The organism is Rhizobium herbae (assembly GCF_017873135.1).
GTDB lineage: Bacteria > Pseudomonadota > Alphaproteobacteria > Rhizobiales > Rhizobiaceae > Pararhizobium > Pararhizobium herbae.
Genome location: NZ_JAGGJV010000002.1, coordinates 57,036 through 79,302, shown reverse-complemented (window position 1 = coordinate 79,302; position 22,267 = coordinate 57,036). Strand labels below are relative to the sequence as shown.

Annotated in this window: 21 protein-coding genes; 8 read left to right on the top strand and 13 right to left on the bottom strand. The window is 60.9% G+C overall.

Annotated features, from left to right (window positions below):
- Positions 1 to 16: 16 nt before the first annotated feature.
- The gene (locus J2Z75_RS05665) at positions 17 to 556 is read right to left on the bottom strand and encodes an SH3 domain-containing protein (RefSeq protein ID WP_234937192.1); all 540 of its coding nucleotides are present in this window, start codon (positions 554 to 556) and stop codon (positions 17 to 19) included.
- 197 nt (positions 557 to 753) lie between these two features.
- Between J2Z75_RS05665 and J2Z75_RS05660 the strand changes: the two genes are divergently transcribed.
- Entirely contained in the window at positions 754 to 1,758 is a 1,005-nt protein-coding gene (locus J2Z75_RS05660; protein ID WP_209849028.1) for a 2-hydroxyacid dehydrogenase, read from the top strand.
- Here the strand turns inward: J2Z75_RS05660 and J2Z75_RS05655 are convergent, their stop codons facing one another.
- The 3 genes from J2Z75_RS05655 to recF are packed head-to-tail and all read right to left on the bottom strand — an operon-like array spanning position 1,759 to position 4,127.
- Positions 1,759 to 2,229 (bottom strand): GNAT family N-acetyltransferase, encoded by a 471-nt coding sequence (locus tag J2Z75_RS05655; protein WP_209849025.1) that lies wholly within the window; start codon positions 2,227 to 2,229, stop codon positions 1,759 to 1,761.
- Entirely contained in the window at positions 2,207 to 2,992 is a 786-nt protein-coding gene (locus tag J2Z75_RS05650) for a molybdopterin-synthase adenylyltransferase MoeB (RefSeq protein WP_209849022.1), read from the bottom strand. Before J2Z75_RS05650 ends, J2Z75_RS05655 begins: the two co-directional genes overlap by 23 nt.
- A gap of 10 nt (positions 2,993 to 3,002) precedes the next feature.
- Positions 3,003 to 4,127, bottom strand: coding sequence for a DNA replication/repair protein RecF (gene recF, locus J2Z75_RS05645; RefSeq protein WP_209849019.1), 1,125 nt, complete (start codon positions 4,125 to 4,127; stop codon positions 3,003 to 3,005).
- A gap of 215 nt (positions 4,128 to 4,342) precedes the next feature.
- On the opposite strand from recF, the gene J2Z75_RS05640 reads away from it, so the two are divergent.
- From J2Z75_RS05640 to J2Z75_RS05630, 3 genes are read left to right on the top strand one after another with little or no spacing between them, the layout of a single operon-like run.
- Positions 4,343 to 4,804: a MarR family winged helix-turn-helix transcriptional regulator gene (locus J2Z75_RS05640; RefSeq protein WP_209849017.1), complete on the top strand. Its 462-nt coding sequence runs from the start codon at positions 4,343 to 4,345 to the stop codon at positions 4,802 to 4,804.
- Positions 4,797 to 5,999, top strand: coding sequence for an HlyD family secretion protein (locus J2Z75_RS05635; protein ID WP_209849014.1), 1,203 nt, complete (start codon positions 4,797 to 4,799; stop codon positions 5,997 to 5,999). Before J2Z75_RS05640 ends, J2Z75_RS05635 begins: the two co-directional genes overlap by 8 nt.
- A 6-nt stretch (positions 6,000 to 6,005) precedes the next feature.
- A complete protein-coding gene (locus tag J2Z75_RS05630) occupies positions 6,006 to 7,547 on the top strand; it encodes a DHA2 family efflux MFS transporter permease subunit (RefSeq protein ID WP_209849012.1) in 1,542 nt (513 codons plus the stop codon).
- 6 nt (positions 7,548 to 7,553) lie between these two features.
- On the opposite strand, the gene J2Z75_RS05625 is transcribed toward J2Z75_RS05630, so the two are convergent.
- The 4 genes from J2Z75_RS05625 to dnaK all read right to left on the bottom strand — a co-directional run bounded on the left by J2Z75_RS05625 (position 7,554) and on the right by dnaK (position 12,891).
- Positions 7,554 to 8,273 carry a glutathione S-transferase gene (locus tag J2Z75_RS05625; RefSeq protein ID WP_209849009.1) on the bottom strand — a complete coding sequence of 240 codons (720 nt, stop codon included), beginning with the start codon at positions 8,271 to 8,273 and terminating at the stop codon, positions 7,554 to 7,556.
- A 127-nt stretch (positions 8,274 to 8,400) separates the two neighbouring features.
- Positions 8,401 to 9,531, bottom strand: a complete 1,131-nt coding sequence (gene dnaJ, locus J2Z75_RS05620; protein ID WP_209849006.1) for a molecular chaperone DnaJ — start codon at positions 9,529 to 9,531, stop codon at positions 8,401 to 8,403.
- 148 nt (positions 9,532 to 9,679) lie between these two features.
- A complete protein-coding gene (locus J2Z75_RS05615; RefSeq protein ID WP_209849004.1) occupies positions 9,680 to 10,783 on the bottom strand; it encodes an acyltransferase family protein in 1,104 nt (367 codons plus the stop codon).
- A gap of 185 nt (positions 10,784 to 10,968) precedes the next feature.
- A complete protein-coding gene (dnaK, locus tag J2Z75_RS05610; RefSeq protein WP_209848999.1) occupies positions 10,969 to 12,891 on the bottom strand; it encodes a molecular chaperone DnaK in 1,923 nt (640 codons plus the stop codon).
- 224 nt (positions 12,892 to 13,115) lie between these two features.
- Here dnaK and J2Z75_RS05605 point away from each other — a divergent pair, with 224 nt between their 5' ends.
- Positions 13,116 to 14,051, top strand: coding sequence for a hypothetical protein (locus J2Z75_RS05605; protein WP_209848996.1), 936 nt, complete (start codon positions 13,116 to 13,118; stop codon positions 14,049 to 14,051).
- A gap of 3 nt (positions 14,052 to 14,054) precedes the next feature.
- Complete coding sequence (locus J2Z75_RS05600; protein WP_209848994.1) at positions 14,055 to 14,423, top strand: hypothetical protein; 369 nt, start codon at positions 14,055 to 14,057, stop codon at positions 14,421 to 14,423.
- Between the two features lie 19 nt (positions 14,424 to 14,442).
- Here J2Z75_RS05600 and J2Z75_RS05595 read toward each other — a convergent pair whose 3' ends face one another.
- Positions 14,443 to 16,683 carry a transglycosylase domain-containing protein gene (locus J2Z75_RS05595; RefSeq protein WP_209848991.1) on the bottom strand — a complete coding sequence of 747 codons (2,241 nt, stop codon included), beginning with the start codon at positions 16,681 to 16,683 and terminating at the stop codon, positions 14,443 to 14,445.
- 255 nt (positions 16,684 to 16,938) lie between these two features.
- A complete protein-coding gene (locus J2Z75_RS05590; RefSeq protein WP_209848988.1) occupies positions 16,939 to 17,091 on the bottom strand; it encodes an entericidin in 153 nt (50 codons plus the stop codon).
- A 402-nt stretch (positions 17,092 to 17,493) separates the two neighbouring features.
- Between J2Z75_RS05590 and J2Z75_RS05585 the strand changes: the two genes are divergently transcribed.
- Positions 17,494 to 17,703, top strand: coding sequence for a cold-shock protein (locus J2Z75_RS05585; protein ID WP_056338617.1), 210 nt, complete (start codon positions 17,494 to 17,496; stop codon positions 17,701 to 17,703).
- Between the two features lie 245 nt (positions 17,704 to 17,948).
- On the top strand, positions 17,949 to 18,440 hold the full coding sequence (locus J2Z75_RS05580) for a hypothetical protein (protein ID WP_209848987.1): 492 nt from the start codon (positions 17,949 to 17,951) through the stop codon (positions 18,438 to 18,440).
- 283 nt (positions 18,441 to 18,723) lie between these two features.
- Here J2Z75_RS05580 and J2Z75_RS05575 read toward each other — a convergent pair whose 3' ends face one another.
- The 3 genes from J2Z75_RS05575 to J2Z75_RS05565 all read right to left on the bottom strand — a co-directional run bounded on the left by J2Z75_RS05575 (position 18,724) and on the right by J2Z75_RS05565 (position 21,989).
- On the bottom strand, positions 18,724 to 19,686 hold the full coding sequence (locus J2Z75_RS05575; RefSeq protein WP_209848984.1) for a lysylphosphatidylglycerol synthase domain-containing protein: 963 nt from the start codon (positions 19,684 to 19,686) through the stop codon (positions 18,724 to 18,726).
- 105 nt (positions 19,687 to 19,791) lie between these two features.
- Complete coding sequence (locus J2Z75_RS05570) at positions 19,792 to 21,180, bottom strand: M20/M25/M40 family metallo-hydrolase (protein WP_209848982.1); 1,389 nt, start codon at positions 21,178 to 21,180, stop codon at positions 19,792 to 19,794.
- Positions 21,181 to 21,557: 377 nt separating this feature from the next.
- Complete coding sequence (locus tag J2Z75_RS05565) at positions 21,558 to 21,989, bottom strand: MarR family winged helix-turn-helix transcriptional regulator (protein ID WP_209848980.1); 432 nt, start codon at positions 21,987 to 21,989, stop codon at positions 21,558 to 21,560.
- Positions 21,990 to 22,267: the final 278 nt, after the last annotated feature.

The window sequence follows — 22,267 nt, the reverse complement described above, 5'->3', positions numbered from 1 at the left end:
CGGCTTGACGAAAAACTTACTTGAAGGCTTCGCCCGGATAGGCGCCCCAGATTTCGCCCTGGGAAATCCAGCCGTCCGTGCCCTGCGCCTCGGCGCGGCACCATTCGCCGTTGCATTCGCCGACATGGACGACGACGCCCGGCTCTATCCGCGCGATAATGGCGCCACCCGATTGCGGGTCACGGCGCATATTGACGAAGATGCCCGCGCCCTTGCCGCGCATCCACGGCGCGGCAACCGCCGTGCGGTCACCCGACAGCAGCGCCTGATTGACCCAACCCTCGGTGCCGTCGGCATCGCGGATCTTGCGCCAGTTGTCATATTCCTGGGTAATTTCGACCGGGACGCCCGCCTTCAGATAACGCCAGGCGACAGCATAATCGACGCTCGGGCCGACGCGCAGATTGACGCTCTTGGATTTGAGGCTGACAAAACGCGGCAGCGGCAACCCGCTTGCGCCCTTCGCCGCCTGGGCAAAAGCCGGCGCCGCGTCAAACGCGGCGAGAGACAGGGCGGCTGCGGCGACGAAAGCGAGCCTGGAAAGGAACTGACGCATGACGAAATCCATTTTCCAAAAAGATTCAGAAGCTTGCAGTTAAATCTCTGACCGGCCCCAGCGAAGACAAGCAAATCGTCTGGGAACATCTAGAGTTTTGTTTGTCTTCCACACCGGGTCTGGTAGAAAATGGAACTGCAGGGAGAACGATCACTCATCTTGGTTAAAAACCCGTCAACAAGGCGAAGCAGGCAGCAATGACCGCGAAGAAAAAACCCAAGGTCTACATCACCCGCAAACTGCCTGATGTCGTCGAGACGCGCATGCGCGAACTGTTCGATGCCGAACTGAATATCGACGACACGCCGCGCACGCAGCCGGAACTGGTGGCGGCGGTCAAGCGGGCGGACGTCCTCGTCCCGACCCTGACCGACCGGATCGACGCGGCACTGATCGAGCAGGCCGGACCGCAGCTGAAACTGATCGCAAGCTTTTCAAACGGCGTCGACCACATCGACATCGATGCCGCCGCACGGCGCGGCATCACCGTCACCAACACGCCGAACGTGCTGACGGAAGATACGGCCGACATGACGCTCGCGCTCATTCTGGCCGTGCCACGCCGCCTGACCGAAGGGGCACGAATCCTCACCGACAGAAAAGAGGAATGGGCCGGCTGGTCTCCGACCTGGATGCTCGGGCGCCGGATTTCCGGCAAGCGCATCGGCATTGTCGGCATGGGCCGGATCGGCACAGCCGTCGCCCGCCGCGCCAAGGCCTTCGGTCTTTCGATCCACTATCACAACCGCCACCGCGTCAGCACCGAGACCGAGGAAAAACTGGAGGCGACCTACTGGGACAGCCTCGACCAGATGCTCGCCCGCGTCGACATCGTTTCCGTCAACTGCCCTTCGACACCGGCCACCTATCATCTGCTCTCTGCACGCCGGCTCGCGCTGATGCAGCCGACCAGCTACATCGTCAATACGGCGCGCGGCGGCATCGTCGACGAGGCTGCACTGATCAAATGTCTGCGGGAAGGCAAGATCGCCGGCGCCGGGCTCGACGTGTTCGAGAACGAACCTGCGGTGAACCCGAAGCTCGTGAAGCTTGCCAGCGAGGGAAAGGTCGTTCTGTTGCCGCACATGAGCTCGGCGACACTCGAGGGCCGTATCGACATGGGCGACAAGGTGGTGATCAACATCCGCACCTTCTTCGACGGACACCGTCCGCCGGACCGGGTGCTGCCGGGTAGGGATTAACTACAGCGACTTGCGCATCTCGACGAAGGTCGGGCGCGTGAAGCCGGGATGGGCCGCCTCGGCGGTCCGGACAAACCCCCACCTGGAAAAGACATGGTGGTTTTCTTCCAGCTCGATCCTCGTTTCGAGGCGAAGGCCGGAGAAGCCGCATTCGACGGCATGGTCCTCGGCCGCCTGCAACAATATGCGCCCAACGCCCTTGCCCTGCGCGTCCGGAGCGACGGCAAGCTTGCCGATATAGAGGCAATCGGGCGGCTCGGGCTTGCAGAAAACACAGCCGAGCAACCGCCCATTGTCGACAGCCGCATAGGCCTTCTCGACCCTCGCCTTTTCCTTCAGCGACTGAAGCGTCAGCCGCAGGGCGGACGACGGCGGATCGATGCGCGGATGCATATAGGCGAACGAGGCGAGGATGAGCGCCAGAAGGTCATCCCAGTCCTCGAACTTTTCATCGATCGGCAGCAGGTTCATCGGACGCCCCTTTGCGGCGATATTTTATCGTCTCGAACCGGGCCGCCAGCCCGTCGTACATCAGGAGACGGCCGACCAGGGGCTCGCCTGCCCCGGTGATGACTTTCACGACCTCCATAGCCTGCAATGTACCGAGCACGCCGGTAAGCGCTCCGACGATACCGGCCTCGGCGCAGGAAGGAACCACGCCGGGGGGCGGGGCGGATGGAAAGAGATCGCGATAGCGCGGATTCTGGCGCCCATCGGCCGCCATCTTCCACGGTTGGAGAACAGTGAGCGAACCATCGAAGCGGCCGACGGCGGCGGTCACCAGCGTAATCTCCATCCGCTCGGCGGTATCGGCCGCGAGGTAGCGGGTTTCAAAATTGTCCGAGCCGTCGACAATGATGCCGTAGCCGTGAAAGAGCGCCTCGGCATTGGCAGCATTCAGTCGCTCGGCGTGGCGGATCACATCGACATGCGGGTTGATCCTTTCAATAGCCTCGGCGGCGCTATCAGCCTTGGTTCTGCCGATATCCGGCGTACCGTGGATGACCTGCCGCTGCAGGTTCGACAGGGAGACCGTGTCGTCATCGACGATACCGAGCGTACCGATCCCGGCGGCAGCGAGATATTGCAGCACCGGTGCACCGAGGCCGCCGGCACCGATCACCAGCACGCGCGCCGCCTTCAACGCCTGCTGGCCGGCCCCGCCGATCTCCGGCAGGATGATATGCCGCGCATAGCGCTGGATTTCTTCGGAGTTCAGAGGTTGCTTGCTCATGATGGGAATGTCACCCGGAAACGGTGCCGTTGGCAACGGTGAGATAACGCGCCCGGTCGCCAAGAGCCGAGAACATCGACCGGTCCGTACCGGTCATGAAAGCCTGGCCACCGAGATCATCGACCAGATCGAACAGTGCAGCGCGGCGGCCTTCGTCGAGATGCGCGGCAATCTCGTCCAGCAACAACACCGGTGCATGGCCGGTCATGTTGCCGACGAGGCGGGCGTGGGCAAGGATCAGGCCGACCAGAAGCGCCTTCTGTTCGCCGGTCGAGCAGCGGGCGGCCTCCATGTTCTTAGCGCGGTGGCGGATCAGCAGATCGCTGCGGTGAGGACCGTCAAGCGTGCGGCCGGCCGCCGCGTCGCGGTAGCGTCCAGCCTTCATCATCTCCAGATACTGCTCTTCCAGATCGAAGGCCGGGCGATGCCATTCGCCGTCGAGAAAGCCGGACAGCGCCAGATCGGCGGCCGGGAAGACCCCGCCTTCGTGGTTCCTGTCCACCAGGCCAGCCAGAAGGCCGAGCATTTCCTGCCGTGCCAGTGCCATCGAGATACCGAGTTCGGCCATCTGCCGCTCAAGCCCCGTCAGCCAGACAGGGTCGGCCCGCCCCTCGGACAGGAGCTTGTTGCGGCTGCGCATGGCGCGCTCATAGTCGGTGGCGCGGCGGCCGTGCTCGGGATCGAGCGACAGCACCAGCCGATCAAGGAAGCGGCGGCGATCGCCGGAGCCGCCGGTGAACAGCCCGTCCATGGCCGGCGTCAGCCAGAGCACGCGCAGATGATCGAGCAGTTCGTCAACCGTCTTTGCCGTCGTGCCATTGAGCCGCAGGCGGCGCGTCTGGCCTTCCTCCGCACCGGCAGTGCCCGTTCCGATCTCGACCGGACCATCCATGCCGTCGAGTTCGGCAAAGACGGAGAAGCCAGTTTCGGCTCCGACCCGCGCCACATCGGTATAGGCGGCGCGGCGCAGGCCGCGGCCCGGAGACAGGAAGGAGACAGCCTCCATCAGGTTGGTCTTGCCCGCGCCGTTCTCGCCGGTCAGCACCACGTGGCGCGCATCGAGATCGAGCGACAGCCCCGCATAGTTGCGGAAATCGCCGAGCTTCAGACGGGTGAGAAAAACCTTGTGCGGCATGGGGAATCCGGTTGCGTGTCCGGGTGAGAGCTAAGCCGAGAGCAGGGTAATGGCAAGGCTCAACATGGACATGTTTCAGATAGAACGCGGGCATCCTGACATCACCGAACTGTGACGGCACATTTACCGCAGCGCACACATGTTCAATTGCGCATCTGCGAGAGATCAAATATGACTGCTTATCTTATGTATGCTTACTGTATGGCGCGCACTCCATGAACCTCACCCCGAATCTTGGCTTTCTGCTTCACGACGTCGCCCGGCTGCTGCGCAAGCGCTTCGAGCAACGGGCAAAGCATATGGGTTTGACGCGCTCGCAATGGCAGACGATCGCCTACCTCTCCCGCAACGAAGGCATCCACCAGAGCGCCCTTGCCGAACTCCTGGAAATCGAACCGATCACGCTGATGCGGGTCCTCGACAAGCTTGCCGAACGCGGCTTCGTCGAACGGCGCCGGCACGAGACGGACCGCCGCATTTCGCTTCTCTACACAACCGAACTCGCCCGCGGGCTGCTGTCCGACATGCGCGCCATCGGCGACGCAACGCGCTTCGAGGCGCTGCTCGGCATTTCCGACGACGACCGTGAAAAGCTCGTCGCCATTCTCGACCTGATGAAATCCAATCTCCTGCAAGCCTGCCGCGAGCCGGCCGACAAAGAAACGCACCATGGCTGACTCCCTCCTCGTACCCGCCAATGCCAATGTCGCGCCCCCCGAAACATCCGAAGGCGTGACGGCCGAAGCAAAGATCAACGCAGCACCTCCGGCATCGGCCGACCCCGCACCTGCCGCCGGCGCGACCCGTCGCCGCCGCAATCTGAAACGGCCGATCCTGTTTGCACTGCTGCCCATTGCGCTGATTGCCGGCGGCTACTTCTATGTGACCGGCGGCCAGATCATGGAGACGGACAACGCTTATCTGCAGGCGGACATGGTTGGCGTTTCGACCGACGTCGCCGGCATCGTCGCCTCCGTCAATGTGCATGAGAACGAAGCGGTCAAGGCTGGCCAGGTCCTGTTCCAGCTGAAGCCGGATTCGTTTCACATTGCGCTGGAAGGTGCCGAAGCCAAGCTTGCCGCCGCCCGCAACCAGCTCCTGAACCTCAAGGCAAGCTACGCCGAGACATTGGCGCAGATCGCCCAGGTCGAAGCCGATATTCCCTACTACCAGACGGTTTTCGACCGGCAGCAAAAGCTGATATCCAACGCGGCCGCGTCGCATGCGACCTATGACAAAGCCAAGCACGATCTGGATGCGGCAAAACAGAAGGTGACTGTGGCCAAGGCCCAGGCCGAGACGACGCTGGCGCAGCTTGGCGGCGATGCCGACCAGCCGATCGAAGAAAACCCGCTCTATCTCGAAGCCAAATCGGCGGTGGACGACGCGCAGCGCGAGCTCGACGACACGACAGTGCGCGCACCGTTCGACGGCGTCGTCACCAACGTCAACGCCCTGCAGCCCGGCAGCTATCTCGATGCCGCACAACAGGCCTTCTCGCTGGTCTCCACCAGGAACATGTGGATCTCGGCCAACCCGAAGGAAACCGAGCTGACCTATGTGAAGCCCGGCCAGCCGGTGACGATCACCGTCGACACCTATCCGGACGTCGAATGGACCGGCAAGGTTGCAAGCGTCAGCCCGGCATCCGGCGCCAGCTTCGCGCTGCTTCCGGCGCAGAACACGTCCGGCAACTGGGTGAAGGTCGTGCAGCGCATTCCGATGCGCGTGACGATCGACGACACGGCCGGCAAGCCGCCGCTTCGCGTCGGCATGAGCACGCTGGTCGCCGTCAATACCGGCCATGCGCGCGGCCTGCCCGAAACCATCCAGAAACTTCTCGGCCAAGCGACCGCCCACGCCCACGAGTAACCGGTCATGAGCAGCATCCCATCCGCGGCAACGACGCCGGTCGCCAATCGCGGCGCCATCACGGCCTGCATCATCCTGGCCGTGATCATGCAGGCGCTGGACACGACCATCGCCAACGTGGCGCTGCCCTATATCCAGGGCAGCGTGGCGGCGAGCGCCGACCAGATCAACTGGGTGCTGACCTCCTATATCGTCGCGGCTGCGATCATGACCCCGCCGTCCGGATTTCTAGCCGCCAAGTTCGGCCGCAAACGCGTTCTGCTGGTGGCGATCGTCGGCTTCGTCGCAGCCTCGGTTCTCTGCGGACTTGCTCAGTCCCTGCCACAGATCGTCGGCTTTCGGCTGTTGCAGGGGCTGTTCGGCGCGGCGCTGGTACCCCTGTCGCAAGGCATCCTGCTCGACATCTATTCGACCGAGGAGCGTGGATCGGCGATGGCGCTGTTCGGTGTCTCCGTCATGGTCGGCCCGGTGCTCGGCCCAGTCATCGGCGGCTGGCTGACGGAGAATATCAGCTGGCGCTGGGTGTTCTATATCAACGTGCCGATCGGCGCGCTGGCCTTCGCCGGCATCAGCGTCTTCGTCAAGGAGACCCGGCTCGACACGCAGGCAAAGCTCGACTGGTTCGGCTTCGGCATGCTCAGCCTCGGCATCGCCTCGCTGCAGCTTTTCCTCGATCGCGGCGGGCAGCTGGACTGGTTTTCGTCCGGCGAAATTCTTGTCGAAGCCATCGTGTGCGCCAGCGCCTTCTACCTCTTGGTGATCCACACGCTGACGACCGAAAAGTCCTTCATCAATCCGCGCCTGTTCCTCGACCAGAATTTCGCTGTCAGCATGCTGTTCATCTTCGTCGTCGGTGTCACCTATCTTGCGTCGCTGGCTCTGATGACGCCCTATCTGCAATCGCTGATGGGCTATCCCGTGGTCACCGCCGGTATCGTCATGGGGCCGCGCGGGCTCGGAACGATGGTCTGCATGTTCGTCGTCGGCCGGCTGATCGGCAAGGTCGACACCCGCATCCTGCTGTTCATCGGCCTCGCGATAACCGCCTGGGCGATGTACGACATGATCAGCTGGACGCCGAACGTCTCCCAATGGACCATCGTCTCGGTCGGCTTCGTGCAGGGCGCCGGCCTCGGCTTCCTGTTCGTACCACTGACGACGATCGCCTTTGCCACCCTTCCCGCCGAGATGCGGGGCGACGGCACCGGGCTTTACAATCTCTCCCGCAATATCGGCTCCAGCGTCGGCATCGCCGTCGTCTCGGCCCTCCTGATCGAGAACACTCAGGTCATCCACGCGTCGATCGCAGCCTATGTGACGCCGTTCAACCACGCCTTCCAGGCACCGGCAGCGGCAGGGCTCGATCCGATGACGGCGGCGGGGCGCGCTTCGCTCGACAGCATCGTCACGCTGCAGGCGACGATCATCGCCTACATGGCCGACTTCAAGCTTCTGATGATCATGTCGCTCGCCGTCATGCCGCTGGTCTTCCTGCTGCGCAAGCCGAAGGCGCCACCGGCGATCGACCATAGCGCTGTGATGGAATAGGCGGCACTAAGCCCGATCCAACTCCGGATAATGGCGGAAGATGCCCTCCTCATTGAAGGCAAGCCGGCGTTCCGAAGCAAGATAGGCCTTGATCCGCGGCAATTCGCGAACCTGCGCGTTGAGGGCGACGAGAAGCGGATAGCCCGGCTCGGCCGCCGTCATTGCCTTCGGAAAGGCGTAGCGCAGTCCCTCGACAAGATGGAACAGCGATAGGTCGACATAAGTGAGCATATCGCCGACGGCGTGGATCTGGCCTTCGGAATTCCTGACGAGCTGCTTTTCGAAATAGCCCAAAAACTTCGGCAACCGCTCCTCGATGAAATTTTCCGCCCGCCGCAGCGCTTCGTCCCTCTGGTCCTCGTAGTAGAGCGAAACGCCGATCGGGTGATGGGTATCGTGAATTTCGACGACGAAATCGGTGATGCTGAGCTGCAGCCCGTTTGCCTCGATCCGGCCCGCCTCATCCCTGGGTGCCAGCCCAAGTTTCTCGCCCAGATAGAGAAGGATATTTGCGGCATGGGAGACCAGAATATCGCCGTCCTTCAGGAAAGGCGGGGCAAAGGGCACGAAGCCTGCCGTCTTGTTCTTCATCAGCGCCATCATGCGCGCCATGCCGCCATCGCTCCGCACCACATCGACATAGTCGGCACCAGCCTGCTCGAGCGCCAGCCGGACAAATTCGCCGCGGCCGGGAATGCCGTCCCAGTAATAGAGCTCATAGGTCATGGGGCACCTTTCGCTTTGGAACTTCATGCCGGCATACCGGCGACGGACAAAAAAGGCCGGAGGCACTGCTGCCTCCGGCCTGGATATATCGCTGATTGTCCGTTCGACCAGCCGCTGATTGTGACGATCACTCGATGTCGAAGAAATCCTTCATGCGGGAAAAGAAGCCCGCCGATTCCGGATTGTTCTCCTTGGACGACAGTTCCTCGAACTCCTTCAGAAGCTCGCGCTGGCGCTTGGTGAGCTTCTGCGGCGTCTCGATCTGGATCTGGATGTAGAGATCGCCGACCTGGCTGGAGCGCAGCACCGGCATGCCCTTGCCTTTGAGGCGGAACTGCTTGCCGGCCTGTGTGCCTTCCGGTACCGAGACGCGCGACTTGGTGCCGTCGAGCGTCGCCACGTCGAACTTGCCGCCGAGTGCCGCCGTCGTCATCGAGATCGGTACGCTGCAATAGAGATCGGCTCCGTCGCGCTGGTAGAACTCATGCGGCTTGACCGACAGGAAGATATAAAGATCGCCAGACGGCCCGCCACGCAGGCCCGCCTCGCCCTCGCCGGACAGGCGGATGCGTGTACCGTCCTCGATACCGGCCGGGATATTGACCGACAGCGACCGCTCTTCGGTGATACGGCCCTGGCCGTGGCATTTCACGCACGGGTCGGCGATGATCTGGCCGCGTCCGTGGCAGGTCGGGCAGGTGCGCTCGATCGAGAAGAAACCCTGGGCCGCCCGCACGCGGCCGGAACCCTGACAGGTGCCGCAGGTCGTCGGCTTGGTGCCAGGCTTGGCACCGGAGCCGGTGCAGACGTCGCAGGTGATCGAGGTCGGCACGCGGATCTGTGCCGTCTTGCCAGCGTAGGCTTCTTCCAGTGAGATTTCCATGTTGTAGCGCAGATCGGCGCCGCGCTCGCGGCCACCCGACGATCGCCGCTGCCGGCCGCCGCCCATCATCTCGCCAAAGATGTCCTCGAAGATATCGGAGAAACCGCCGGCCCCGCCGCCCATGCCGGCGCCACCACCACCCATGCCGCCCTGTTCGAAGGCTGCATGGCCGTAGCGATCATAGGCTGCCCGCTTCTGCGGATCCTTGAGCATCTCGTAGGCCAGGCTGATCTCTTTGAAAGTCTTTTCCGCTTCCGCGTCGCCGGGGTTCTTGTCCGGGTGATACTTCATCGCCAGTTTGCGGAAAGCGCTCTTGAGCTCCTTCTCGTCCGCTGTTTTCGCAACGCCGAGCGTTTCGTAAAGATCACGTTTCATACTTGCAGATTGTCCTGTTGAATAGGCGCGTCAAAACCGGCTGCCCGGCGGTCGCCAAATTTCCTTGCAACAGGATTTAGTAAACCTTCAAGCGCGATACCATAGGCAATACACTATCTTGGCCGCTTTTTGTCGGAAAAGCACAGATTCAGGCTGCGGAACCCTCGGCCTGCGGCTTGCCGGAGCGCCGATCCCAGCCGAAAAACCGGTTGATCCGGTCGCTGACCGGCTTTTCGAAGTATCGGTCGGAAGCGATCGCAACCAGAACCGTCGCAATCATCGGCACGATCATGAACTGATAGAAGCTGAGAAGCCCGAGCGGGGCGATGCCATGCCGCCAGACGACGGCAAGCAGCGCGGTCTCCACCACCGGATGCCAGAGATAGATCCCGAAGGAGACGCGGCCGGCTGGCGAAAGGACCGCCAGGAAGCGTGCGCCCTCCGGATTGTTGCGCTCCACCACCGCGGCGACGAACATCGCCAGGGCCAGCAATCCGACCAGAAGATAGGACGGCCACACCATCAGCATGCCGATCATCGCAAGTGCGAAAAGTCCCCAGGCCAGGGCATGTGAGCGTAGCTGCAGCCTGCTTTCGCGCGCCAGCATCATGACGACCCCGCCGATGGCGAAATCCGCAAAAGCCCGATAGGCCCCCCACGTATCGGCCTTCAGCCAGCTGTCGAATGGTATAGCGCCGGCTTTGGTCGCAACTTCCAGCAGGACAACGCTGACGACGGCCAGCAACACCAGGCCCTTCACGCCGGCACGACGGATGACGACGATATAGACCGGCAGCAGCAAATAGCAGAACCATTCCGCCGACAGCGACCAGGACACGTAGTTGAAGCTGAGCTCCGTCGTCGTTCCCCAGGCCTGCAGCAAAAGGATGTTCTGCGGCAGCAGGCCGAAATCATATCGCTCGGGCACCGTCGAGGAGACAAGACCGAGATGCAGCGCCACACCGACGGCAACAAAGAAGATCAGCGTCACCAGATACAGCGGATAGAAGCGGGCAAGGCGCCGGACGATAAAGGATTTGTAGCTTGGCCAGTCCTTCAGCTTGTCGCCGTAGCGCAGGAGGATCAGGAAGCCGGAGATCATGAAGAACATGTCCATCAGCGGCAGCAGGCGCTCGAGTACATGGCTCACATCGTATTGGAGGGGATCGCCAGAACCGAAGCGGAGGAAATGATAGGCCATAACCAGGATAGCCGCCAGAAGCCGCCACGACTCGAAGATTCTGAAATGCATCCCGCAATCTCCGCTGGCGCCTCATGCCGGTAGCCGGCTCGCCTCGACTGTCACTTTAGCGGCAGATCATATCTTCATCTTGCAAACCATCCGTTAAGGCGAGCTGCATCTCTGAAGGGGTTTGGAGCAACGCAAAAGCCCGGAGCTTGCGCCCCGGGCTTACGTATTTTCAAATCGAAGAAGGCTTATGCGGACTTCTTGCGGTCGTCTTCGTCGTTGACTTCTTCGTAGTCGGCATCGACGATGTCGCCGTCGCGCGCGGCATCGGCCTGCGCGTCGGCATGGGCAGCGTCGGTCTGCTGCGATTCGTACATCGCCTGACCAAGCTTCATCGATGCTTCGAGAAGCGTCTGGGTCTTGGTCTTGATGTCTTCAGCATCCGGTTCGGAGGCTTCGACGGCGGTCTTGAGCGCAGCGATCGCATCGGAGATTGCGGTGCGCTCGGCTTCCGTGACCTTGTCGCCGAATTCCTTCAGCGACTTTTCCGAGGAATGAATCAGGCTTTCGGCCTGGTTCTTGGCTTCGACGGCTTCGCGACGCTTCTTGTCCGATTCCGCATTGGCCTCGGCGTCCTTGACCATCTTCTCGATATCCGCGTCGGACAGACCGCCCGATGCCTGGATCCGGATCTGATGTTCCTTGCCGGTGCCCTTGTCCTTGGCCGAAACCTGGACAATGCCGTTGGCATCGATATCGAAGGTGACTTCGATCTGCGGAACGCCACGCGGTGCCGGCGGAATGCCGACCAGATCGAACTGGCCGAGCAGCTTGTTGTCCTGGGCCATTTCGCGCTCGCCCTGCGATACGCGGATGGTCACGGCGTTCTGGCTGTCTTCGGCCGTCGAGAAGGTCTGCGACTTCTTCGTCGGGATCGTCGTGTTGCGCTCGATCAGGCGGGTGAAGACGCCACCCAGCGTTTCGATGCCGAGCGACAGCGGGGTCACGTCGAGGAGCAGAACGTCCTTGACATCGCCCTGCAGAACGCCGGCCTGGATGGCGGCGCCCATGGCGACCACTTCATCCGGGTTAACGCCCTTATGCGGCTCCTTGCCGAACAGCTGCTTGACGACTTCCTGTACCTTCGGCATGCGGCTCATGCCGCCGACCAGAACGACTTCATCGATCTCGGCGGCGGTGACGCCGGCATCCTTGAGGGCTGCCTTGCACGGCGCAACGGTGCGCTGGACGAGGTCGTCGACCAGGCTTTCGAACTTGGCGCGCGACAGCTTCATCGTCAGGTGCTTCGGACCGGTCGCGTCAGCCGTGATGAACGGCAGGTTGATTTCGGTCTGCTGCGAGGACGACAGTTCGATCTTCGCCTTTTCGGCAGCTTCCTTGAGGCGCTGCAGAGCCAGCTTGTCGTTCTTCAGGTCGATGCCCTGGTCCTTCTTGAACTCGCCTGCGAGATATTCGACCAGACGCATGTCGAAGTCTTCACCGCCGAGGAAGGTATCGCCGTTGGTCGACTTCACTTCGAAGACGCCGTCGCCGATTTCGAGAACCGAGATATCGAACGTACCGCCACCCAAGTCGTAGACGGCGATGGTCTTGCCGTCCTTCTTGTCGAGGCCGTAAGCGAGTGCCGCAGCGGTCGGCTCGTTGATGATGCGCAGGACTTCAAGACCGGCAATGCGGCCGGCATCCTTGGTTGCCTGGCGCTGCGCGTCGTTGAAGTAGGCGGGAACGGTGATGACGGCCTGGGTGACCTTTTCACCGAGATAGGATTCAGCGGTTTCCTTCATCTTCTGAAGGATCATGGCAGAGATCTGCGACGGGGAATAACCCTTGCCCTGCGCTTCGACCCATGCGTCGCCATTGTCGCCCTTGACGATCTTGTAGGGAACGAGAGCCTTGTCCTTTTCGACGAACTTGTCGTCGTAGCGACGGCCGATCAGGCGCTTGACCGCAAACAGCGTATTTTCCGGGTTGGTCACGGCCTGACGCTTGGCCGGCTGGCCGGTCAAGCGCTCGCCGTCGTCGTTGAATGCAACGATCGAAGGCGTCGTGCGCGCACCCTCAGCATTTTCGATGACCTTCGCGTCCTTGCCGTCCATGACGGAGACGCAGGAGTTGGTCGTTCCCAAGTCGATACCGATTACTTTAGCCATGTCGTTCTCTCCTTGCAGCGGACTGTCAGAACCCGGTCAGGCATTCATGGGACAGTCCCTAACGGGATGGTCTGTGGAATATTCGCAGCGGTAGCCACGGTGATGGGGCGTATATAAGGAGCAGCGTTTCGGACTGCAAGGCATGACAACGCCACGAAGCCGAGGAAATCAACGACTATTGTGACGAAGCATAGTGCGTCGTTACCGTAATCAGCAATCCTCTCTTGAAGGCGATTGCGGTTCTCAGTCCAGAACAGCGGGAACGTTCAGCAGACATGGCGGTGTCGACGCGATCGTCTGCTGCGGGAAAATCATCACATTTTCACTGCATTCACCGTAAGATAAATGTTTCGCCGATTTTTTTCCAGCCTGAATTTATCCTCGTCATCGCTGCCGCGCGCAGAATTGCCCGACCGAACGGAAAACGGATGGCGTGGCCAATGATTGCGACAGACCCGGCAGACCTGAGCCTGCCACAACTGAGCTACCGACAGGCGGCGATGGCCGTCGAGATTCGAGCGCTGGCTTTATGCCTGGAATGGAAGGCCGGTTTTCGCCCCGAGCAGCCGCGCGTCCCGGCAGGCAGTCCCGACGGCGGGCAATGGGTCGGAGACGGTTCGGAAAGCCGGCCGATCCGCGTCAGCCGTCGAGGGCCGCGCGGCGGGGGGCAGGTCCGCATCCTTGGACGATGGCAGCCCGTCACGCCCGCGCAGGAGGCGCGGCTGGCGGTCAGTATCGGACGGATGCAGGAGGCGCTGCGCGCCGTTCACAGACGTGATCCGAACTGGAGGCCGACCCCGCAAGCCTACGAGACGGTCGAGGGGCTGATACGCGCCAATGAATCTGTGGCGCAGGAGGCGATGCTTCGCGCGCTCCAGTTGAGGCTGCCGCGGACCGGCATCGGACCCTATGGAAAAGAATGGATTACTGCTCCAAGAACCAACAGGCGGCTTAACGGGGCGGAACAGGCGGAAATCGATCGCATCGGTCGTACCTACGGGTGCCATTGGTGTGGTACAAAGATGCCGGGAACGCCAAGGGGGCAGTTCGTCGGTGACCATCAGGTTCCAAAATCGGTGGGCAAACCAAGTCGAATTTATCCGCATTGCTGGCCGTGCAGTAAATCACAAGGCGGGCTGATATCTCAAGGAAGGTACTAATTGATGTCCGTTAAAAAAATTACAATCACGCCCGAATATCTTAGTATATATGTTGCAGGTCGTCGTAATGTAAAGATTCCTCTTCACATGGACAGGCAAGGAATATTTGCTTCCTCTGACTGCATCAACGTTCCAGCTTACTATTGGAGCGACGGAGATACCAATGTAACGTTCGGGCCGATTGTAGAAATTACAGAGGCAAGAGAACCTGATTTCGACGGGATTCTGAACACCCCCAATAACGAACTTATTTTGTTTGATGCTATCGAGCCTGAATTCGGCAGTGCACAAGTTCCGTCCGCGAAAACGCGCATCCGAATCTGGATGGATCACCCGATCGAGCCGTCCAACGTCATTATCGCCTGGGGGTAGATCAAGTCAGCGCGGCGGTTCAACCACCGGTCAGGATATCGAACAGGGTCGTGCGGCGGGTCGCACCGGTGGTCTCGCCGACATCGGCCGGAGGCCGGAGGCCGGAATTGGCGGCGTCCGCCGGCAGCTGCGTGTCTTGATCCGCCGCCATCCGACCATCTGCAACAGGTGCCTGCGGGAATGCGTCGGTCGCCTCGTTGCCGAAGGTACCGGAAATGACGTCGCCGACGCTGTCCGGCGCGGCCTGATTGTCGTCGAATGTCGGCTGAATACCCGTCGTGCCGAAGATCGGCGACGGGGACAGGCCTTCGTGCGCGGCCGTCATATAGTCGTGCCAGGCCTTGGCCGGGAGACCGCCGCCGGTGACCTTCTTCATCGACTTGCCATCATCGTTGCCGAACCAGATGCCGGTCGTCAGGTTGCTGGTAAAGCCGACGAACAGCGCATCGCGGAAGGATTGCGTCGTGCCCGACTTGCCCGCTGCCTGCCATCCCTTCAGCCGGGCAGCCTTGCCGGTGCCATGCTCGATCACGCCGACCATCATCTGGTTCATCTCGCTGACGACGGCCGGATCAAGCACGCGCGGCGGATTGTCATAGGTATTTTCATAAAGAACCGTGCCATCGGCCGTCGAAATCCGCCGGATGACATGCGGCGTCGCCTTGAAACCGCCGTTCATGAACGGCGCGTAGGCCGACGTCAGCTCGACGAGGCTGACCTCGGACGTTCCAAGCGCGATCGAGGCATTGGACTGCATTTCGGATTCGATGCCGAGCCGGTGCGCGAGCTTTATGACGTTCTGCGGCCCGACCTCCATCACCAGCTGGGCGGCGATGGTGTTCAGCGAATTGGCAAGCGCGTTGGCAAGCGTCACCTCGCCGCGATATTTCTCGTCGTAGTTTTCCGGTGTCCAGTTGCCGATCCGGACCGGCGCGTCATTGCGGATCGACATCGGCGTGCGGCCGATTTCCATCGCAGCCGCATAGACGAAGGGCTTGAAGGCGGAACCCGGCTGGCGCTTGGCCTTGACCGCACGGTCGAACTGGCTGTCGGCGTAATCCCGGCCGCCAACCAAGGCGCGGATGGCTCCGGTGCCGTCGATCGACACGAGCGCCGCCTGGCTGACGTTCAGCTTCTGCCCGGATTCGTCGAGACTTGCGGCCAGCGTTTGCTCGGCCTTCTTTTCGAGATCGAGGTCGAGCGTCGTATCGACGATCAGGTCCTGCTTGATGTCGCCGACCATGCCCGGTAGCTGGTCCATGACCATATCGGCGACATAATATTGCGCGCCGGACCAGAAGCTCTTGGCCTTGGTCGGCGGCTGCGACATGGCCGTCTTGATTTCGCTGTCGGTGATGAAGCCTTCTTCGCGCATGGCGCCGAGCACGACCTGGGCCCGCTCTTCGGCAGCCTTCGGATCGCGCGCCGGCGACAGGCGCGACGGCGCCTTCAGCAGGCCGGCCAGAAGAGCCGCCTCGCCGAGGTTCACGTCGCGAGCCGATTTGTTGAAATAGCGCCGCGAGGCGGCCTCGACGCCGTAAGCATTGGAGCCGAAGAACACCCGGTTCAGATACATCGCAAGGATCTGGTCCTTGGTATATTTCTGCTCCAGCCAGACGGCGAGCAGCACTTCCTGCACCTTGCGCTCCAGCGTGCGCTCGGGCGAGAGGAAGAGGTTCTTGGCCAACTGCTGGGTCAGCGTCGAGCCGCCCTGCACCATGCGCCCGGTGGTGATGTTGGTGAGCATCGCACGCGCCAGGCCCAGCGGATCGACGCCGAAATGCGAATAAAACCGGCGATCCTCGATGGCGATGACGGCCTGCGGGATATAGGGAGACATGTTTTCAAGCGACAGCGCCTCGCCGCCGGTGGCGCCGCGATTGGCGATGATATCGCCGCTGACGGCCATGATCTTGACGTTTGGCGGCCGGTCGGGAATGGCCCAGCTCGTGGCGCTCGGCATGCGCGCGCCATAATAAAGGACAAGCCCGCCAATACCGATGGCACCCCAGATGCCAAGAACGACACACCAGTAGACCATAGACCGGATCAGGCCGGTGATGCCGCCGCCATGCGAACCACCCCGTCCGGACCCCTTCCTGGATCGAGCCTTCTTCGCCGCGGGCTTGGCGCCCCCGGACTTCCTGCCCCCGCCGCTGACACGCTCGCCCGCATCCACGCGCAGATCGCTGTCATCACGTCCACGTCCACCCTCGAAGGAAGGCTCTATCTTCTGCCGTGATGTACGATTTCCTGGCATGTCGGGGTAGGTTTGCTCCGGATGGGCGTTTCGGGAGCGCAGGCGGACACATATGCCGCAACGCCGATTTCGCACCGTGCGATGCAGTGTAAATGCGGCGATTTAAGGGGGAGTTAAATTCAGATTTTCATAAAGTTGCACGCTCTCGATCCCGTTGCGTTTGCAACGCATCCGGTAACTGTCGCTCAAGTCGGGACGGTAGAATCGTGCGGACGCCCGCAAGGCGTTGATTTTGGCAAAGGCCTTTGCGGCCGGTCAGTTTGCGTTGGCTGCCGCGATGCGGTGTGTTGCGTTGTCCAGCGCATTACTGGTTTGCACGCCATCCCGTTTCATGCCGCGCACGGTGTTGCTGCATCCCGAAAGGGCAAACAGGGAGAGGCAGACAGCTGCAATCACAGATTTCGACATTGTCATTCCTCCAATCAATCGGCCACTGGACCGGCCAGTATCAGGGACATGATGCGGACAAGGGAAAAATCAATTCCGTGAGTATAAAAACGGTGATCTTTCCCCGACGCTTTCAAAATAGCACGGCAGTGCTCACCACCGGCGAGCGAAAATAAACACCGAAAATCTTCGCCCGAGGCCTCATAAAAATGAATGAAAACAATGGTCCAGGCAAAATAAAAATAATAAAACTTGACTGCCGGGCGCCTGTAACCTATCTGAGCTTTGGTCGATATTTGTTAGATGACTTTGGTTTTTGCGACTTCGTGCGCAATCGGACGAACTTTCCTTCAGATTCGAACAAAAGCCTTTCCGTGACGTTACGGGATGGTTCAACATAATTTGCTAGAGAAAGGGATCGTTATGGCCACTGGCACAGTAAAATGGTTTAACTCCACAAAGGGCTTCGGCTTCATTCAGCCTGACGACGGCAGCCAGGACGTATTCGTACACGTTTCTGCTGTTGAGCGCGCTGGCATGCGTGGCCTCAATGACGGCCAGAAGATCAGCTTCGAGCTCGTCAAGGACCGCAAGTCCGGCAAGATGTCTGCTGACAACCTGCAGGCTGCCTAATACCAAATCTGGCGCGATAATCCGCGCCGGAGAAATGCGCTTCCGCGGTTGACCACGGATGTACTGGCAGGAGTGTCGAAGCGCGTTGTGAAAGGTCGGGTTTTCCCGGCCTTTTTGTTTTTCTGGATCAGGCCCCCTTCTGCTCCCTGAGAGCTTGTGTCGCTTTTGCGCGGGCAAAACAGGCCCGCATCTTCAAATCGCCGCATCCACATTGAACTCTCCCCTGAACAACCGGAGCAATGTGCATGAGAGCTATCCTCACTTCACTTCTGACCGCCGCGGTCCTGACCGGATCCTGCCTTCCTGCCTCGGCGCAGGAACAGGCCTATATCGATGACCGCTCCGATGGCGCGGCGCTGATCCGCTCGCTCTATAACGCCATCAACCGCCAGGAATATGCGCGCGCCTACAGCTATTTCAGCGCAGAAACCCCGCCCAGCGACTATCGGTCCTTTGTAGAGGGCTACGCCAAGACCGTGGACGTTCAGGTGATCACAGGTACTGTGACAACCGAAGGGGCAGCCGGCAGCTTATACGCGCCGGTGCCGGTCGCGGTGAAATCGACTGAGAAGGGTGGCAAGGAGCATGTCTTTGCCGGCTGCTACATCACCCGCATCGTCAACGCCGCCATTCAGGAGCCGCCGTTCACACCCTTGCATATCGAGAGCGCAGAGTTGGAAGAGGTCAAGGGACCGCTGGAACAGGCGCTTCCGAAGACATGCCATTCACCCTCATAAGAGCAGTGGAGACTAGAGCGCTTCATCTTCAAACGGAAGCATTCTGCCGGAAGGAGTTTCGGCCAGGACCAAGGCGGTTGGCGAAGAGCGCAGCAGAAGCTGCGGTCGAGACGGCAGCCACCGGTAGTGGCCGAAATTCATCCGGCCCAAAGGGTTGGCTGAAACCGGTCGTCCGCAGCGTCGGCCGGCTTGTACGATGGGCCCGGCATCGCCCTGCGCCGACCTTCTCGCGGCCCGGCCGGTTTGAGCCAACAGAATCGCTTCCGTTTGAAGATGAAACGCTCTAACTGCCGTCATCCTTACCGGCCTCGACTTCGCGGCCTGCGAGGAACTGTCCGCGTTCGAAAATCACGACGACCGTCAGCGCAATCAGGAACGGCACGATCAGATAGAACAGGCGGAAAATGGCAAGCCCGGCCAAAACGCCGGCCGGGTTCATCTCCGGCAAGGCCGCGATGAAAACCAGCTCCAGCACCCCGAGGCCTCCCGGCGCGTGCGAAAGAAGCGCAGCGGAGAATGAAGCGAGGAACACCCCGAGAATGACCATATAGCCGGGATTACCCGCTTCCGGCAGGGCGAAATAGATGATCGCGGCGGCGGCGATCAACTCTACAGGTGCGATCAGCAACTGTCGGAGGGCCAGCGATGGTTTTGGATATTCCAGCCGGAACCAGCGGGTTTGCAGCGGCCGGAAACCGACGAGACTGCCGACGATATAAAGCGCGATCAGCACGAGAATGATCGAGCCAGTCGAAATCGATGCACCGATAGGCAGGAAGGTGGCAAAGCGGGCCGTGATTTCCGGCTCGACCAGAAGCACGATGGCGAAAAGCATCAGCGTGCCCAGGAGAAACGTGAAGGAACAGAAAGCGACGAGAATGCCGGTTTCCCCGGCGGACAGGCCTTTCGACCCATAGGCGCGATAGCGCACGACGGCGCCGGAAAATACCGAAGCCCCCACCGTATGCGACAGGGCATAGGCCGTGAAGGAACAGACGGTGATGAACCAGAGCGAGATCTTGTGGCCGAGATGCTCCAGGGCCAGGTGATCGTAGGCGGCAAGCGCTGCATAGGCTGCGAGTGTCGCACCGCCGGCCAGTATCCAGCTCTTCAGCGATACGGCTTGCAGGCTCGTCAGAAAATCATCGGCCGAGAGGCCGTGCAGCTCATGATAGAGGCCATAGAGCGAAAACAGGATCGCGGCCAGCCCGACGGCCGGCCAGGCGAATTTGCGTACCGTTTTCATGAGGCAATTATTCTTAAAGTCTGTAGCTGGCAAAACGTCATCAGGATGATGAGACCACCCCCGACCGGTCCGGTCAAGGGTGCTAACCGTTAACAACCGTACACATCAAGCGGCGAGTGCGTCGAGAATACGGATCCAGGAACGGATACCCTTGTGGAAGGACTGCAGCTCGTATTTTTCGTTCGGCGAATGAATGCGGTCGTCCGACAGGCCAAAACCGACCAGCAGCGATTCCATGCCGAGCATCTTCTGGAAATCCCCGACGATCGGAATCGAGCCGCCCATGCCGATGACGACGGCCGGCTTCGGCCATTCGTCCGACAAGGCCGATTTCGCGATATTGAGCAGACTTGAATCATAGGGAAGCTGGATCGCGGGACCACCACCGTGCATATGGAATTCGACCGAGCAATCGGCGGGGATTTTCGAGGCGACATAGGCGCGGAAGGCGGCCCGGATCTTGTCGGGATTTTGCGCGCCGACGAGGCGGAAGGAAACCTTGGCGGAGGCCTGTGCCGCAATGACGGTCTTGAAGCCTTCGCCGGTGTAACCGCCCCAGATGCCGTTCACTTCGGCGGTCGGACGCGCCCAAGTCAGCTCCATGACCGAGCGGCCCTTTTCGCCCGAAGGAATGGAAAGACCGACCTCGCCGAGGAACTTCTCCGTCGTCATCCCGAGCGTTTCCCAGGCCGCCTTGATCTGTGACGGCGTCTCCTCGACGCCGTCGTAGAAGCCGTCGAGCGTGACGCGGCCGGCGTCGTCGTGAAGGCCGGCAAGGATAGTGCTCAGGATATGGATCGGGTTGGCCGCAGCACCGCCGAAATAACCCGAATGCAGATCGCGGTCGGCACCGGTGATGATGATTTCCTCGCCCACCAGACCGCGCAGCCCCGCAGAGATCGCCGGCGTATCGCGGTCCCACATGTTGGTATCGCAGACCAGCGCATAATCAGCCTTCAGCTCGGCCGCGTTGGCTTCCAGGAACGGTTTCAGCGACGGCGAGCCGGATTCCTCCTCGCCCTCGAACAGGATGGTCACTTCGCACGGCAGCGTGCCGTTGACGTCCTTGAACGCGCGGCAGGCCTCGACGAAGGTCATCAATTGGCCCTTGTCATCGGCCGTTCCGCGTCCCGTGATCACCTTGCGGCCGCCGGCCAGCTCCTTGATCGATGGTTCGAAGGGGGCCGTGTCCCAGAGATTGAGCGGATCCACCGGCTGGACGTCGTAATGGCCGTAAAACAGCACATGCGGCGCACCCGCCTTGCCGGCTGCATGATGCGCAACGACCATCGGATGACCAGGCGTGTCGCGCACGGAGGCTTCGAAACCAAGGCTCGTCAAATCCGCGACCAGCCACTCCGCCGCCTTGCGGCATTCCGCCTTGTAGGCAGGATCGGTGGAGATAGACTGGATGCGCACCAGATCGAAAAGCCTGTCGAGGCTTTTTGGAAGGTTGTCGTCCGCGCGGATGAGAATGCTGGCCGTGTCTGTCATGTCCGAATCCTTCTTTGTCGGGGCGGAACCTAGAGCCTTTCAGGGTTAAATTGAAGTGTTCAGTTGGCTCAAACGGAGTCGGATGGTCGACCAGCCGGCGCGCGGCGTAGCTATGCCCTACGGCCAAGCCGGCCGGTCGATCAGGCGGCCCGTGTCAGCCAACCCGAAGGGCAGGCCATCTTTCCGCCAGGATCAGAGGCGATCGGCTCGGACGTACCGCGGGTATGGCCTTCGCCAGTCGCCTCTGATCCTGACGAAAACCTGCTCCTGCAGAACACTTCAATTTAACCCTGAAAGGCTCTAGACAAAGATCGCGTCGGCTTTAAGCGAAATCTTTTGATTGATCGATCAGATGCGATTGCCGGCACTGGAAGCCGTCAGTTCCGTGCGCTATTGGCGATCGCCATGCGCATATATTCGAGCAACAACTCGCGCTCGAAATGGCGAAACCCGGAAAAGAGCGACTGATCCGCGGCAAGCGCCGCTTCCTTCGCCTCGGCTTCCATCTCCCTTGCCTTGGCGGTCAGGAAAATTTGCTGGGCGCGCTTGTCGGTCGGGTGTTTTTTCCGGTCGATCAGTCCGTCCCGCTCCATCCGCGCCAAAGTGTTGGCCATCGTCGCCTGCTCGATGTCGAGGCGGTCAAGCAGCTGCTTCTGGGTCAGCCCCTCCTCGCTCCACAATTCCAGGAGCACCGGAAACTGACCAGGCGCGAAGCCGAGCTTCTGGCCTCTCTCCTGCAGGGCGCGGGAGAAACTTTTCGCCAGAAGGCTAGCCAGGTATGTCGCAGAATCCATACGGTCGAAGGCCATGGATATGGGTACCTCTCACCAAGCTGGAATACAAGTTGCATTGCAGGCGATGGACCCTGCACCGCTGTATTTAGCGCTCAAACGATACTTGGAAATGGGCAAACAAAAACCGCCATGGCGGAGGCGGGGCCACGGCGGTTTTTGTTAGAAGTTGGACAAAGGCCCGGAGAGGGGGGGATAGGCCTTTGTCCTTACATCTGGCGTCGGCGGGGGACAGGCCTTTAACCAGATGACGGCGTGTTCAGGCGCCGTTGGTTATGATTTGTGGTGGCAAATGT

Excerpts from the sequence above, each read along its gene's own strand:
- J2Z75_RS05665 (WP_234937192.1), bottom strand. The coding sequence starts at position 556 with ATGCGTCAGTTCCTTTCCAGGCTCGCTTTCGTCGCCGCAGCCGCCCTG.
- J2Z75_RS05660 (WP_209849028.1), top strand. The coding sequence starts at position 754 with ATGACCGCGAAGAAAAAACCCAAGGTCTACATCACCCGCAAACTGCCT.
- J2Z75_RS05655 (WP_209849025.1), bottom strand. The coding sequence starts at position 2,229 with ATGAACCTGCTGCCGATCGATGAAAAGTTCGAGGACTGGGATGACCTT.
- J2Z75_RS05650 (WP_209849022.1), bottom strand. The coding sequence starts at position 2,992 with ATGAGCAAGCAACCTCTGAACTCCGAAGAAATCCAGCGCTATGCGCGG.
- recF (WP_209849019.1), bottom strand. The coding sequence starts at position 4,127 with ATGCCGCACAAGGTTTTTCTCACCCGTCTGAAGCTCGGCGATTTCCGC.
- J2Z75_RS05640 (WP_209849017.1), top strand. The coding sequence starts at position 4,343 with ATGAACCTCACCCCGAATCTTGGCTTTCTGCTTCACGACGTCGCCCGG.
- J2Z75_RS05635 (WP_209849014.1), top strand. The coding sequence starts at position 4,797 with ATGGCTGACTCCCTCCTCGTACCCGCCAATGCCAATGTCGCGCCCCCC.
- J2Z75_RS05630 (WP_209849012.1), top strand. The coding sequence starts at position 6,006 with ATGAGCAGCATCCCATCCGCGGCAACGACGCCGGTCGCCAATCGCGGC.
- J2Z75_RS05625 (WP_209849009.1), bottom strand. The coding sequence starts at position 8,273 with ATGACCTATGAGCTCTATTACTGGGACGGCATTCCCGGCCGCGGCGAA.
- dnaJ (WP_209849006.1), bottom strand. The coding sequence starts at position 9,531 with ATGAAACGTGATCTTTACGAAACGCTCGGCGTTGCGAAAACAGCGGAC.
- J2Z75_RS05615 (WP_209849004.1), bottom strand. The coding sequence starts at position 10,783 with ATGCATTTCAGAATCTTCGAGTCGTGGCGGCTTCTGGCGGCTATCCTG.
- dnaK (WP_209848999.1), bottom strand. The coding sequence starts at position 12,891 with ATGGCTAAAGTAATCGGTATCGACTTGGGAACGACCAACTCCTGCGTC.
- J2Z75_RS05600 (WP_209848994.1), top strand. The coding sequence starts at position 14,055 with ATGTCCGTTAAAAAAATTACAATCACGCCCGAATATCTTAGTATATAT.
- J2Z75_RS05595 (WP_209848991.1), bottom strand. The coding sequence starts at position 16,683 with ATGCCAGGAAATCGTACATCACGGCAGAAGATAGAGCCTTCCTTCGAG.
- J2Z75_RS05590 (WP_209848988.1), bottom strand. The coding sequence starts at position 17,091 with ATGTCGAAATCTGTGATTGCAGCTGTCTGCCTCTCCCTGTTTGCCCTT.
- J2Z75_RS05585 (WP_056338617.1), top strand. The coding sequence starts at position 17,494 with ATGGCCACTGGCACAGTAAAATGGTTTAACTCCACAAAGGGCTTCGGC.
- J2Z75_RS05580 (WP_209848987.1), top strand. The coding sequence starts at position 17,949 with ATGAGAGCTATCCTCACTTCACTTCTGACCGCCGCGGTCCTGACCGGA.
- J2Z75_RS05575 (WP_209848984.1), bottom strand. The coding sequence starts at position 19,686 with ATGAAAACGGTACGCAAATTCGCCTGGCCGGCCGTCGGGCTGGCCGCG.
- J2Z75_RS05570 (WP_209848982.1), bottom strand. The coding sequence starts at position 21,180 with ATGACAGACACGGCCAGCATTCTCATCCGCGCGGACGACAACCTTCCA.
- J2Z75_RS05565 (WP_209848980.1), bottom strand. The coding sequence starts at position 21,989 with ATGGCCTTCGACCGTATGGATTCTGCGACATACCTGGCTAGCCTTCTG.